14 protein-coding genes are annotated in these 15,007 nt (G+C 32.7%); 2 read left to right on the forward strand and 12 right to left on the reverse strand.

Features of this window, described 5'->3' with window-relative positions; all coding sequences use genetic code 11:
* Positions 1-7: 7 nt before the first annotated feature.
* The 5 genes from Q0910_RS01705 to Q0910_RS01725 form a co-directional block, all read right to left on the reverse strand.
* Complete coding sequence (locus tag Q0910_RS01705; protein ID WP_299211729.1) at positions 8-1,453, reverse strand: amidohydrolase family protein; 1,446 nt, start codon at positions 1,451-1,453, stop codon at positions 8-10.
* Complete coding sequence (locus Q0910_RS01710) at positions 1,428-1,886, reverse strand: DUF3291 domain-containing protein (protein ID WP_299211732.1); 459 nt, start codon at positions 1,884-1,886, stop codon at positions 1,428-1,430. Before Q0910_RS01710 ends, Q0910_RS01705 begins: the two co-directional genes overlap by 26 nt.
* Before the next feature lie 55 nt (positions 1,887-1,941).
* Positions 1,942-2,412, reverse strand: coding sequence for a nuclear transport factor 2 family protein (locus tag Q0910_RS01715; RefSeq protein ID WP_299211734.1), 471 nt, complete (start codon positions 2,410-2,412; stop codon positions 1,942-1,944).
* 51 nt (positions 2,413-2,463) lie between these two features.
* Positions 2,464-5,763: an amidohydrolase family protein gene (locus tag Q0910_RS01720; protein WP_299211737.1), complete on the reverse strand. Its 3,300-nt coding sequence runs from the start codon at positions 5,761-5,763 to the stop codon at positions 2,464-2,466.
* 214 nt (positions 5,764-5,977) lie between these two features.
* On the reverse strand, positions 5,978-8,389 hold the full coding sequence (locus Q0910_RS01725) for a TonB-dependent receptor (RefSeq protein WP_299211740.1): 2,412 nt from the start codon (positions 8,387-8,389) through the stop codon (positions 5,978-5,980).
* Between the two features lie 181 nt (positions 8,390-8,570).
* Here Q0910_RS01725 and Q0910_RS01730 point away from each other — a divergent pair, with 181 nt between their 5' ends.
* The gene (locus Q0910_RS01730; RefSeq protein ID WP_299211744.1) at positions 8,571-9,641 is read left to right on the forward strand and encodes a histidine kinase; all 1,071 of its coding nucleotides are present in this window, start codon (positions 8,571-8,573) and stop codon (positions 9,639-9,641) included.
* Complete coding sequence (locus Q0910_RS01735) at positions 9,642-10,370, forward strand: LytTR family DNA-binding domain-containing protein (protein WP_299211747.1); 729 nt, start codon at positions 9,642-9,644, stop codon at positions 10,368-10,370.
* Positions 10,371-10,372: 2 nt separating this feature from the next.
* Here Q0910_RS01735 and Q0910_RS01740 read toward each other — a convergent pair whose 3' ends face one another.
* From Q0910_RS01740 to Q0910_RS01770, 7 genes are all read right to left on the reverse strand, one after another.
* Complete coding sequence (locus tag Q0910_RS01740; protein ID WP_299211750.1) at positions 10,373-10,951, reverse strand: YdeI/OmpD-associated family protein; 579 nt, start codon at positions 10,949-10,951, stop codon at positions 10,373-10,375.
* Positions 10,952-10,954: 3 nt separating this feature from the next.
* Positions 10,955-11,650: a DUF2490 domain-containing protein gene (locus Q0910_RS01745; RefSeq protein ID WP_299211753.1), complete on the reverse strand. Its 696-nt coding sequence runs from the start codon at positions 11,648-11,650 to the stop codon at positions 10,955-10,957.
* A gap of 3 nt (positions 11,651-11,653) precedes the next feature.
* Entirely contained in the window at positions 11,654-12,238 is a 585-nt protein-coding gene (locus Q0910_RS01750) for a hypothetical protein (RefSeq protein WP_299211756.1), read from the reverse strand.
* A 164-nt stretch (positions 12,239-12,402) separates the two neighbouring features.
* Positions 12,403-13,272: a hypothetical protein gene (locus tag Q0910_RS01755; RefSeq protein WP_299211758.1), complete on the reverse strand. Its 870-nt coding sequence runs from the start codon at positions 13,270-13,272 to the stop codon at positions 12,403-12,405.
* Between the two features lie 302 nt (positions 13,273-13,574).
* A complete protein-coding gene (locus tag Q0910_RS01760; protein WP_299211761.1) occupies positions 13,575-14,096 on the reverse strand; it encodes a GNAT family N-acetyltransferase in 522 nt (173 codons plus the stop codon).
* Positions 14,097-14,111: 15 nt separating this feature from the next.
* Positions 14,112-14,435 carry a hypothetical protein gene (locus tag Q0910_RS01765; RefSeq protein WP_299211764.1) on the reverse strand — a complete coding sequence of 108 codons (324 nt, stop codon included), beginning with the start codon at positions 14,433-14,435 and terminating at the stop codon, positions 14,112-14,114.
* Between the two features lie 37 nt (positions 14,436-14,472).
* A complete protein-coding gene (locus Q0910_RS01770) occupies positions 14,473-14,913 on the reverse strand; it encodes a hypothetical protein (protein WP_299211767.1) in 441 nt (146 codons plus the stop codon).
* Positions 14,914-15,007 lie beyond the last annotated feature (94 nt).

Here is a 15,007-nt window from a genome sequence, read left to right on the forward strand (position 1 = left end):
GTGTGTTTTAATTCTTTAGGGTAAAGCACTCCAGGCAATCATATTGTTTAGTAATTTCCATAGGATCATAGACTTGATCACCCTTAACTACCTGGTAAATATCACGTGTATTTTTAATGTTTAATAGAGGATCACTATTTAGAATTACCAAATCAGAAGCTTTTCCGATTTCTATGGTACCTGTGATTTTATCTTTTTTAAGATATTTCGACCCATTATATGCTGAGCTTTGTAAAGCTTCTAATGGAGATAACCCTGCGTTAACCATTGCTTCTAATTCTCTATGTAATGAAATTCCTGAATAGGTGTATGAATTATATGCGCCACTATCAGATCCAGCAAGAAGCTTAACATCAGCATCTTGTAAAGATTTAGTTAGCCTTATAAAGAAAGCATTGAGATCTTTTCTTGATTTTCTAGCTTCATCAGAAGCAGTTAGTGCTCGTTTGATACGTCCATCATAGGTTTTAATAATTCCTTTTCCAATAATTTTTAGATAAGGGTCGTTGCTATGATCTACTTCATCAAGATAACTTAATATGTTACCAATATGCAAAGTAGGTACAACGTAGGTATTATTATCTTTTAATAATTGAAAGGTTTTTTGGGCCGTTGAATCACTATAGGTGGAAATCAAGCCATCCATTGCATTCCAAAAAGTAAGTTCTTTATTTATAATCGCTTGTGTAATCTCTTTTTCATTATCAGAGCAACCTTTTAGTATATAATAGAGATGTTCTATGGCTCCAATCCCTGAGTCTACTGCTTCATTTAGTTCTACTGTAAAAGGCATGTGACCAGAAGAGATCATTCCTCTATCAGAAGCCTGCTTTAAAATCTCCAAATAGTTTTCTCTAGAAATTCTACTGTCATATATTTTTACAAAATCAGAAGGTATTCTTTCTAACGAGTCCAGAGCTTTTATAATATCTTCAGAAGATTCTATGACTAAAGAACCAGCCCAAGTTGCATTTGCTCCGTCTAGTTTAGGACCCGAAGTATACATGGTTGGGCCAATTAACTCATTATTTTTAGTTTCTTTTTTCCACTTTAAAACTTCAGCCGTAAGATCTCCTCCTGCATCTCTTACCGTTGTGATTCCGTTAGCAATAAATAGAGGAAGCAAGTTTTTATTTTCCTCAATTAAAGAATCTCCACCTCTAAGATGAATATGATTATCCCAAAATCCGGGAAGTAAAAATTTGCCTGTACCATCAATTCTATTCTCAGTAATGTAATTCTCAATACTATCTATTGTTTCAAGTTTTACGATCGTTCCATCATTAATGTATACTGTTTTTGTTGCCACGTTTCCATCTTCAATTCGAATCAGTTTGATATTAGAAATAACAATATCATATCGTTCCTTTTCCTTTTTGGAACAACTCAAAATACTTAAGAATAAAAAAGTGAATACTATTATTTTATCACTTTTTGTAATTGATTGTATCATCTATTGTGAATTTACTTTTAAAAGAAAAAGCATATGGAGTTTCACCATGTTCCTGTAAATAATACAAACGTTCCTTAGCTTCTTCTGGAGTAGGCTTATGACCATTTTCTATATACCAGAAAGCCATATGCATTCGAGGCATTTTATGAAACCATTCTTTTTTACGTTTTAGAATTTCTACGTGATCCGTTTTATACGTAAAATTGAATAATGCATGCATACTTTCCCAAACAGACATATTAATAATCAAGAAAAGATTATCAAATACCGTAATAGCTGTTGCATTTCCTTCGTCGTCTTTTAGTCTCCATACAAAACCATCGCTTTGCTCTGCCAATTCATTAATACGATCCAGATTGTTTACAAAGTCTTCCATAATTGGATCATTAATAGGAGCTAACATTTCGGCAATATTTACTTGTGCTAATTGCATATTATTTATGATTAAAGTATACCTGATTTTATCAATGAATCAATGATTATTTATTTTACCAATACTCAAAAATTTTAGAGATTTTACCATTTTTAAATTCGAATAGGGTCATTTCAGATTTTCCTTCTTGTACGACTCCATCTTTTTTCTCTACAAACCTTTTCTCCACAACCATTCCATTAAGACCAATAATTTTGTTGATAATTTTAATGTCAATGATACTACCGTTATACCCACCGTTTTTCTGGTTTCTTACATATCCATTATATAATTTTTCTCTGGAGTAAGTACCTCCATACTTCGGGTGAACATATATAAAATCTTTTGTAAAAAGCTCAAAAATATTGTCAATATCTATCACTTTAGAATTAGCCTGAAAAACCTTTAGATTTAAAGAATAATAATTTGACACAATAGTTTCTAGTGAGTCCTTATGGATCTTATTCGCTTCTTGAGCAATCATCATATTACTTGTAATAAGAAATATGCTAATAGCAGTAACTAGTATTTTAATGTGTTTGATCATAAATCCCTACTTTCAAAATATACATAACTGTTTTTTCGTTTTTATTAGCTTCTAATTGTGACCTAAATGACATCCACAGCCTGGTTTCATAAAACTTTGGGATACTTCGTGCCAAGGAAAAGCAGTATTAGATTTAGAATTTTCCCACCAGAATTTAGTTCTTTCTTTAGAAGTATTACCAATTTCATTCATAGTATCAGTATCATATAATCTACCATTCACCATAGTATATTTTACGGTTTCAGTATTTCGAATATCTTCCAGTGGATTTTTATCAAGTACAATCAAATCGGCTAATTTTCCTTCTTTTAGAGAACCAATATCATTTCCTGCACCAATATAATGAGCGCCATTAATGGTAGCAGCTTGCAATGCTTGCATATTAGTCATACCACCTTGTTGAAGCATCCATAGCTCCCAATGTGCTCCAAGACCTTGTAATTGTCCATGTGCACCGAGATTAACTTTAACTCCTTCATTGGTTAACTTTGTTGCAGTTTTAGAAACTAAGATATGTCCATTTTCATATTCCTCATCAGGTACCATTGTTCTATGACGTGATCTGGCATCTACAATCGCTCTGGGCGTATATTTTAGAAGTTTTTTATTTTCCCACACATTATCTTTTTGGTAGAAGAAATATTCTCCATTCATCCCACCATAATTTACAATTAACGTAGGTGTATACCCGGTTTTACTTGTCTTCCATAATTCGTGTACATCTTTATAAACTGGTGCTACTGGTATATTATGTTCTATACCTGTGTGACCATCCATAATCATAGTCATGTTATGATAAAAGGTAGAACCGCCTTCGGGAACAACATTAATTCCTAACTCGCGAGCAGCTTGCATTACCTGCTGCCTTTGATCTCTGCGAGGTTGATTATAGCTTTTTACAGATTTTGCTCCAAAGGCTTTTGTTCGTCTGATAGAAGATCTGGCATCTTCCAGGTTGTTTACGACTGCTTTAAAATCACCATCAGCACCATATAATATAAAACCGGTAGAGTAGAGGCGCGGTCCGATCATTTCTCCACTTTTTATTAGTTCTGAAATACTAAATACGGTTTCTGTATTGGCTGAAGGATCATGAGCAGTTGTAACACCAAAAGCAAGATTAGCATATAATTGCCAATGCTTCTGAGTGGTTAGACCATATCTAAATGCTCCTACATGAGCGTGAGCATCTACAATACCCGGCATTATTGTTTTGCCTTTTACATCAAATACTTTGACATCTTGTGGAACGGAGATATCACCAGCTTTTCCTATTTTTTCAATTGTATTTCCGTTAATGATAATTGTTCCTTCTTCTATAACTTGATCACCTTCCATAGTAATGATACGAGCATTGATAAAAGCGATTTTTCCAGATGGTGTATCTGTTTTTGTTACTAAATCAATACTAATACCTTTTGATGTAACTTTTCCTACTTTTTCAGGGGAATTAGGTAAGAAAGTGAATCGATCCTTAATCTCATTAGAAAAATACTCATCCCCTAAGGTCCAGAATACTTTTTTACTGTCTTTGGACCAATGTAAGTTAATCCCTGCATCTTTAGATACCTGAGAAACTGGTACTGATTTGGATTTATTATCCAGATCAATTGGCTTGCCATTAATAACTAGTGGAGCTACATAGGCTTTATGTAGATGCGTAAAAGCAATCCACTTGTTATCTGGACTTGGTACTAGTCTGTTAGCGTATTTTGATTTTACGTGTGTCTTTTTATCTTTTCCGTTTAGGTCAACTGACTTTAATTCTTTAGTTAAATTCCCAAAATAAGTTCCTCCTGTTTGATAAAAAATACGTTTTCCATCTTTGGTGAAAGTTGGGTACGCTCCTTCTTTCAAAATTAGTTTTTGATTCGCTCCGGAAGAAGACATTGTATAGATTCCGGTTTTTTTGTCAAAACTTCTTCCTTGATCATTATTTCCTCCTTCTTTTCTGTAGGTAATTAAATTGCCAGAGAGATTGTAAGTTGGTGTTCTATAGATTCCTTTCTCTACTGTTAATTTGGTAGGAGTTCCTCCAGCAGCAGGTATTTTGCAAACAGATCCCAGCGTTTCGTCATTCCAGGTCACATATATTATATGTTGACCGTCTGGAGAGAAGCTTGGTTCAAACTCAAAATCTGATTTCTGTGTAGTAAGACGTTGAGGTTTACCTTTTGGTAATTTTTTACTCCAAAGATGTCCAAGAGCACTAAACACTATCGTTTTTTCATCAGGAGAAGTCACTGCATGACGAATTACTTTAGCAGTAAATTCTTCTGGAGCGACAGGTGAATTAAAATGAACGGTCTCCGCAATTTTTAAAGTAGCATCTACCGTAAATGGAATATTAGTAATCTGAGAATTTTCTGTGTTAATTTTTTGAATTTTTCCTGTAGACCAGAATATGATCTCTTTATTATCAGGCATCCAGCTGAAATTAGGATATACACCGAAAATTGCCCAGGCTTCTTGTTGATCTTTATTTAGTTGATCATAGATTGGCCATTCTTCACCTGTTTCCAGATCGTGAATGTATAATACAGTTTTGGTTCGCACTCGTTTTACAAAAGCTAGCTTTTTACCATCTCTAGATATTTGGGGTCTGGCAGCCCCTCCAGGTCCTCCTGTAACAGTAGTAGTTTCTCCAGTTTCAAAATCGTATTTCTTGATAACATAGATTTGTTTGTTTGGGTCTTTGTTATATTGAAAAAATCCTCCGGAATACATATCTTCACTATAATACATATATTTTCCATCTGGAGAAATGTTAGGTTCGTTTACGTCTTGTTGATCATTTTTTCTTTTGGTCAGTTGGATTCCGGATCCTCCGGTAATATGGTATTGCCACATTTCTCCAGCTCCTAATGAACGCTGAGAGGTAAAGTGTTTTCTGGCGATTAAATAATTACTATCTGGCATCCAGGCTGCATTGTTCAATAACCTGAATTTTTCTTTGGTAATTTGTTTAGCATCACTACCATCGGGATTCATTACCCAAATATTATCACCGCCACCGGCATCGCTAGTAAAAGAGATTTTGGTTCCATCTGGACTAAAACGTGGTTGTACCTCAAAAGGAATTCCTGTGCGTAAAACTTTCGCTTTTCCGCCAGAGATAGGAATGCTGTAAATATCGCCCATAAGATCAAAAACAATTGTTTTTCCATCCGGACTTACATCCAGGTTCATCCAGGTGCCCTCATCAGTAGTAAAGGTGTGATCTTTGTAATTAAATTGTCCATTAGGATTAGCAACATCCCATGTTGATTCTTTTTTTTCGTCTTTCTGTGCTTGAGTTGTACATACTAGAAATACTCCTAAGAGTAGGGTAGTGATAATGTGTTTGTGCATGGTATTCGATTTATCTAAACCGAAAATAGTGAATTCGAAGATAAAATGTCTTAAAGTGTTGTTAAGGGAAACATTACATTTTATCGTTTTTTGACCGTGCTACTTTTCATATCAAACTACAGCTTCAAAAGTTTTTTAGTGTAATCCAAGGTTTTAGTTTCAGTAACTCCTTCTTGATGCAACTCTAGATGTTTTTTATAAAATAGAAAATAACTTAGATTCTATTCTTTTCGTCTTCTAGTCCTGTTTTACGTTTTCTGGTAGCTTTTATTTCTTTTCTTCCGAAATTATAGGTTAAATTAAATTGAACTTGTCTACTATCCCAGCCACCATTTCCTTCTATTCTAAGATCTCCAAACTGTGTGTCACCTTTCCAAGGAGATGTGTATAATATATCATTAAACCCTAATCTCGCTGTTAATTTATTATCAAAAAAACGTTTTTGAAATGCGATATTAAGAGATCCTAAGCTTTCCGTTTGATAAGTTCCTCCCCAAATTGAAGGAGAATTAAACCATCCGGAGATTTCCATTTTAATATCTGCTGGTAAGGAAAAAGTATTTTGACCATAAAGGCTTAACGTATTTTGAGAAACAGAAACGAAATCATCATTGGTTGCTTCAAAAATACTTCTAAAAGCATTGAGGCTATAGTACACGCTCCACCATTTATTGATTTTGGTTGGATAGGAAATACTCAAATTAATGATTTTTTGATTAGCAACATTTCTAGTGATGATAAAATTTTGATCTTGACCTTGTGCTTCTGTTACTTGTGCAAAATAGTCACCTATAAAACTATAACTCAAAGCAGTGGTAAATCGATAATTATAGGTGTGAGAAAGTTTGATATTATCGGTATACTGTGGCTGCAAAAAAGGATTACCTTTTCTAAAAGATAATTCATCAATTTTGATTTCAAAAGGATTTAGATTTTGATAATTAGGACGCTGTATTCTTCTACTATAGTTAAGAGCAATAGCATTTTTATGATTTGCCTGATATGTTATTCCGCCACTGGGAAAGAAATCTGTGTAATCTCTTTTTACACGGTCATCTGTATTTTGTTGTTCACTAAATAATTGACCGTCTGATTTGGTTTGTTCAACCCGTAATCCAAATTGTAAAGATATTTTTTTAAACTTACGATTATAGTTAAAATAGGCAGCATTGATTTGTTCATCATAAGTAAAATCGTTGGATCTTTCTAGATTAAGAATATCATTTCCGTTAATACGATCAAAGAAATCAAATTCATTATCGGTACTAATGTTAGAATATTTTAACCCAACAGCTAATGTGCCTTTCCAAAACGGTTGTTCATAATCCATTTTTGCCGTAAAAATCAAAATATTAATGGGAGTGATCATAAAGTTTATAGTTTCACTTATAACCTCTGTTTCGTCACTATTAAAATAGCTATTAGGTTGTAAATTTGTTCTATCACTTGAATATTTGCCATAATCTACATCGATATTCAAAGCGTGCCCTAATGTGTCTTTATACTTGTAATTTATATTGCTATAAAGGTTGTTCGTTTTATTCTCTGAATCACTACCCGCGACTAAAACTTGATCTGGAGTAGTATTACCTTGTTGGATAATTGGTGTTCTGGAATCACTATCAGAACCACCATTATTAAAATTACCACTTAGAATGATTCCAAAAATTGATTTTGAATTTGCATAATAGTCAAAACCAAGTTTCAGATTATTACTATTGTTGTCGCTAATGGTTTCTGTTTTCGCATCAAAAATAGTATTGTTTTGCGTTCTGTATAGATTAATGAAACTAAAACTTTTCCCGAATCGATTGCTATAAGTGCCATAAAAGTTAGTTTTTTTACTTCTGTTATTAAAAGAAACAGAACTAGTATATCGAGCAAAATCTCCATAAGTGATTCCTCCGGCAATCGATCCATTCGTTCCTAATGTTTTATCTCTTTTTAATTTGATATTAATAATTCCTGCATTTCCTTCGGCATCATATCTTGATGAAGGTTGTGTTATGATTTCTATGGTTTCAATATCACTAGATTGAATTGTTTTAAGATAATTTACTAAATCTGGACCTCTTAGAACTGATGGTTTATCGTCTATGTAAATCAACACACCTGTTTTTCCTTCTACAATTAGATTATCGTTATTATCGACAATAACACCAGGTGCTCTTCGTAATAATTCATAACCAGATATTCCAGTTGCGCCCAAAGTATTTTGAACATTAAAGACAGTTTTATCTGCCATAACCTGAACAATAGGTTTTTCTGCAGTAACAACTACTTCGTCTAAGCTTTCGGTTTTTGTTTGCAATAATATATTTCCAAAATCATAATCTATCTCCTTAATTGAGAGAGTTTTAGAAATGTAATCTTTATATCCTAAACTTGATATGATAACTTTATAATCTCCTTTGTCAATATTTTGAATTTTAAAAGTCCCCGTGGCATCAGAAATAACTCCTTTGATAAACTCATTCGTAGGAACTTTTAGAAGTGAAATTGTAGCTGCTGATATAGAAACAGCTTGTTCATTAATAACTTTACCTGTAATTGTAGATTGAGCATTTATGTTACTTAAAATAAAGTTACTCATTAGAATTAATACTATAATTGTTTTCTTATACATGATTAAATAATTTGATAGGGCAAATATGAGTATTAGGTTAGCATCAGTCACGTATAAACCGACGAGTGGTCTTTGGTATCGGTGAATGGACAATCCCATTCGTCTGAGTATAGGACCATTCATCGATTTTTAATATGTAAATCGTATTTATACTTTAGTTTTGCAGGTATTGAATATAATTATGAAAAAAATATTATTACATAGAAGTTTTGCTGGTGTGCGAGTTGTAGAATTTATTGCTTTTATAGGATTTTATTTATTTTTTGCAAGTGCTTATCACATCGCTTTGTGGATTAATCGTGGAGAATATAATGGAGATGGAGGAACCTTGTTCGACCCAAGAAGTTTTATGGATGATAGTGGATTAGGCTATTTATTAAAATTACTAATTACATTACCTATTTGGTGGCTTCTGTTTAGAAAACTAAGAGCTTGGCCTATGAAGAATAGGGTACTTTTGCATATTATATTACTACCTTCTTTTGTACTTATATGGAAACAGGGATATTATTTGTTTAGTGAATTCTTTGGGTTTTTCTATTTAAAAGGAGCGGTGCAGATTTGGGATATATATCTACCAGCATTATTTTATGTATTGCAGTTCGGGATTTTACATTCTTATCAATATCATATTGATAATCAGAAAAAGATAAAAGTAGAGGGGGAGTTAAGATCGGCAGCTTTAAAGAGTGAATTGTCGGCATTAAAAGCACAATTAAATCCTCATTTTTTATATAATGTTTTCAATACTATTAGCGCATCAGTTCCACCAGGTAATGAAAAAACAAGACATATGATTGCTGAGTTATCTGATTTGTTTAGATATCAATTACAAGCTTCCAAAGTAGAAAAAGTACCTCTGCACGAAGAGCTCAGTTTTGTGAAAAAATACCTGGCATTAGAGAAAGAACGATTTCAGGAACGACTTCTGGTCAAAATTAATGTAGCTCAAGAAGTGATGAATGAAATGATTCCTCCTATGTTATTACAACCACTGGTAGAAAACTCTGTTAAACATGGTTTGGCCTCTTTAATAAAGGGTGGAACAATTTCTATAACAATCCAAAAACAGGAAAATAGGTTGTTTTTTGAGGTTGCAGATACTGGGGTAGGAATTAAAGATAAAGAAGCAATATTTGGTAAGGGAATAGGGTTAACAAATACCAAAATGCGTTTAGAAAAAATGTATCAAACAACATTACATCTTACTGAAAATATTCCTCAAGGACTTAAAATCAATTTTACTATCTAAATGAAAAAAGTAATTATTATAGACGACGAAGCAGCGGCAAGAAAATTAATAAAAGAATATCTTTTGGATTTTCCTGAATTAGTTCTGTTAGGCGAAGCGAATAATGGAGTAGATGCGGTGAAAATGATTAATGAATTTAGACCAGATCTTGTTTTTTTAGATATACAAATGCCAGGAATGACTGGTTTTGATGTGCTTACCCATATTGAAGAAATACCCCAAATCATTTTTTCGACTGCATATGATAAATATGCGTTACAGGCTTTTGAAGTTCATGCGATTGATTATTTACTTAAACCTTACACGAGAGAACGATTTAAGATAGCTGTTGAACGATTAACAGATCATAGTAAAGAAAGTGCAATAAGACCGTTAACCGAAAGTTTGCTAATGGATCGAAATAACTACCCAGAACGTATTTTAGTTCAGTCACAGAACAAGCTTATTACGATAGCAGTAGAAGAAATTATTCGTGTAGAAGCCTATGGAGATTACTCAAAGCTAATTACGATAGAAGGAACGTATTTAAGTAATTTTGGAATTTCAGTTTTAGAGGAAAAACTGGATCCATCTGTATTTATTCGGGTACACAGATCTTCTATTATCAATCTTAATAAAGTAAAGGAACTCAATAAGTATACAAAGAGTTATGATATCGTGATGCATAATCAAGATGTTGTTCGTGTAAGTCGCGGATATATGGATAATATCAAAAAATTAATGTTCTAGAGCTATCTGCCATTATCTCTTGTTTTAATATTAGCTTTACAAAGTCTTATAATTTCCAGAATTCTTTTATCTCTTGTTTCTTGTCGTTTAGCTTGATTAAGCCAGTATAAATAATTTTTTCGATAACTAGGAGAAAAGTTTTTGTAATTGGTAAAGGCTTCAGAATTGGAGTTAAAGGCTTTTTTAAGATCCTGTGGAATAATACCATTTTCTACATTATCCAAAGCTGTCCAGGAATTATTTTTTTTGGCAATTTCAATTATATCTAATCCACTTTGATGCATCAGATCATCTCTGATAAGATCAATGATATATGTTTTATTCAGTTTGCTCCACACACTTTTTGGTTTACGCGGACAGAAATATTGTCTTCTTCGTTCTTCGTCCAATCTCTTTACGGTAGAATCAATCCATCCGTAACAGATTGCTACCTTCACAGCTTCTTCCCAGCGCATACTGGGGTGTTTACTTTCTACTTTATAAAAAATCAAATAAACGCCATCAGAAATAGTATGATTTTTGTGCAGCCAATGCCGCCATTCTTTATCAGTTTTGAAATATAACTCTGGTTTAGTTTTCATTTCTCAAGGTTTTTTATCAATAGCATAATAGTAATTTAGACTTAACCATAATCGATTTTTAGTTCCGGATTCAAATAGTTGACTTAAACGATAATCTGGCCCGATTTCAAGTTTACTTTTTGGATTAACTACATATCCAATAAAAGGAATGATTCTTATTTCTAAATCAGAATTAGAACTTTGATACGAACCTAAATATTCATTATTGACTTTAAGATAAAACTCTCCAGGATCAACACGGTAACCGCTAAATGGTATTTCTACAGTAAAACGATACCTGAGTCTGAATTCTGGAGATTCGTCTTTAGTAAATGTTTGATCAGTTACAAAACGATGTGCGACTCTAGTAGACTCTAATTGTTGTGTAATAGCATATTGAAATATGGAACGATGAACAAGTTGATCTCCTTCTAGTCGCAATAAATATCCTATATTGAAAACTTTATCAGAGGATAGTTTAAAAGAAAGAATGGTGGTGAGATCCGTTAGCAAATAATCATAAGAGAAATCATGACCAGGATGGTGTTCCCATAATTGTTGACGAGACTCAAGACTATGGATCAATTTGGTGTAATTGGATAGTTTATTGGATACTACAATTTTAGGTAATAATCCAGAAGTGAAAGATGTTTGTGCTACCATTTGGTAACAAATGGTATTGAATACATAAACCAATATGAAAGCTCTTTTAGTTTTCATAATTTAATAAAGAAGATTATCCGTATTGGCATTTACAATTTTCAAAATTCTCAATAGAGATCCGCTATAATCATACAGTAATTCATAATAGCTATAACGTCGATTTTTTTTACCCTTTATGACTAATTCATAATTGACATTATAATTCTCCGTAACAGTTTTTTTATTTATCAAAGAGATAAGAGTGGATCGAGAGGCAACCCATTGTTTTTGTGTTTTTTTGACTTTTGATTTGGTGAAAATACTATCTAAAGAATTTTGAATCTGTTTTCTCAAATCTTCTGGAATAGAAGTGAAAGGAATTTTTTGTTCCACGTCTTGCGGATTTCCTTCAGTATCAAATTCGACACTGTACTTTCTGTTTTTATAAATTGTTTTTGCTTCGATACTATTACCATCCTGACTTTCTTCGGCATACCATTTAATTTTTTTATCAAAAGGCCCTTGAGTCATAAAATCTAAAGCTAATTTAGGAACGTCAGAACTCTTAATTCGATACTCTTTTTCTAATTTATTTTGTGAATAACCAGAGAAAGAAAAAACTATCGAAAAACAAAATTTCAAGACTAATGAATAAGGGTATGACATATACTTAAAAGTGCTTTTGGAGTATACTAAAATAGTAAGAATCTGTTATTAGAAAGAATCAACTATGGTAAATCTTTCTAAAATTTGAATACTCAATAAAAACGAACTCATAACATCACTAATGATGTTATGAGTTCTATTATTTTTTTGTGTAATATGCCTTTCTAGTAGAATCTAGTGTAGGCTCTAAAGTTACCCGTATTATATGGACGTGTTCTTTTTACTTGTCGTTCTGTATTGGTAGAAGTATAGTAGTAATAATACCAGTAACCATTTGGTAAGTCAACCTGATATTTTAATACCCATTTCCAATCACTAAAAGGCCAAGAAGCTGTATTCTCCCAAGCATAGAACTGTAATCTAGTTAATCCGCATACTACATTAGTACGTGTATAAGTGTCATCAAGTTCTTTCCAATCCCCTCCATAAATAGAACTTCTGGTTAAAGAATTCCATAATCCGTTATCACAGAATCTTATATCTGTAGGTGTAGAGGTAACAGGAACTCCACCGCAGTAAATATTCCTAAAATCAGTAGACCCGATGTCATAACAGGATTTTTGGATTGCAAAATCTGAGTAATTAGGGTCATTGATTTCTAATAATGCGCCACTTTTTTCTAAATTTCTACCAGATTGGTTGAATTCAGAACCCTTTGCCGTTTTTGCGATACGTTCAGGAACAGATACAGAAGATTTTGTTAAAGAAATAAATAAGTTGAATGGTGATTGATCTAAGCTATGTAGACTTTCTTCAGCATTTTTAGCAGTATCACCATATAGGGTTTCTGCTACAATCATTTCTTCTTCATCACCTACCGCTATGAAATGATACTCATGACCATTTTTTTGAATTTTAGCTACTTCAAAAGAAGTTTGATCTAGTTCATTTACATATGCTGCATTTTTAGAAGGTATTGGATTTACTTCTTGTAGTTGTTCATCTTGTAATTCTTCTTCTTTGTCCTCACAGGCTACGAATACTACTCCAAGAGTCATGGCGATGGCCAATGTTTTAAAAATTGATTTTTTCATAATTAAAGGTTTTAAAAGTGTGTAATTAATTTACTAAGGTGTTCCGGATTACCTTTCTGGGAGCAAATCTATTGTGTAAGTATTTGTTAATCAAGAAGTAAAAGACGGTTTATATACAGGTGTACAACCGTTGATATTAGGGTTTTTTTCCCTTTTCAATTATTTTGGATGGAAAAACATAAGGCAATAAACGTTTTTCTATTTGAGGAAAATAGGATAGAAAAAGAAATGATTATGCCTTAACTATAGAAGAGTTTTTATTAATAAGAAATTTATCAAAAAGATGTAATGAATGTATTATATTAAAGTATTAGTCTAAAACCATAAACGGAAAGCTCTTCTTGTTTGAAATCTAAATCTTTCGATCGTTTGAATCCAATTTTTTCATACATTTTCCAGGCAATTTGCATTGCCTTGGTTGAATGAATTATTAACTGGTGTTGTTTTTCATCTTTAGCTAATCTAATACAGGCTTCGGTTAAGAGTTTACCAATACCTTTTCCTCTTGCCGTTGGAGCCACAGCTAATAATCTAAAACCTGCTGCATTTTTTTCTTGAGGTGCAATTCCGCCAGAACCATAATATTTCATGTCACTAAAATAAACAACACCTCCATCGATTTCACCATTTTTAGAAACAGCGACCAATAACCTGGTTTTTGGTTTTTCTGTCAGACTTCCAATATTAGCAAGTGTTTTGTAATAGTTAGGTTGTTCCTCTTGATCAGGAAATCCATCTAGTTGTGAATAGACACTGACCATGAGTTCTCCAATTTTTGGAAACTCATTAGGAGTAGCATTTCTTATTGTATATTCTTGATTCATATATAAGAAACTCTATTATTTGGGTTCTAGAGACATTACATAATCATAGCTTTCGTCGAGATAAACCGCCAAAGAATCTAGGTCATCCCACATAGATTCAGGAATTAAAATATATCCTTTCATAACCGCTCCATAGGATTTATATAAGGAGGTTGATAATTCTTCCATATATTTCTGTTGTACTTCTTTAGAGAATCTAATTCCGATTTCACTTGCTTTATTAAATAAGGAAAACATATATCCATTAGCAGATGTATATGGCATCGTCTTGCCTTTTCGTTCGAATCTGGAACATTTGGCTACTAGTTGGTCATAGATTTTTAGTTTCTCCTCCCACATGATTGAGTTATATTTATATTACAGAGTAGTTATACTATTATTGTTTCTCTACAAAAACCTTAAAATTTTGCATCCATTTCTCGCCTTGTTTTCTATACATACCAGGAAATAAGATTGCCATTATTTTTGGCATGAACCAATTAATTCTGGTGTATTTCACCTCATATTCATACCTAGTTTTATTCTCGTTAAGGGAAATAAAAGAACATTTCATGGTATTGTCCATATGCTTATGATGATAAAAAGCTTCAAAAGTATCTGGAAGGCGATTTGCCGTAATCGTTTCGGTTAGCTCGATATCATATTTGTCTGATTTATAGTACATTTTAGAAATGGCACTGTCTTGACCCTCTGTTCCACTAATTAATTCTTTTCGTACAAAACCTTCTTGATATTCGCCTAAGTACTTAGGATTTTTAAACATTTCAACGACTATAGATCTCGGTTTATTGATATCTTTAAATCCTTTGAAGTTCATTGTGGTTGGCGTTTAGTGATGTTTTTTGGTTTGATAGAATTACTAATATACTTATTATTCTTCTAGTTGGATTATAAGAATAGAAGTATTTCGT

It is taken from the genome of uncultured Aquimarina sp. (assembly GCF_947495315.1).
GTDB lineage: Bacteria > Bacteroidota > Bacteroidia > Flavobacteriales > Flavobacteriaceae > Aquimarina.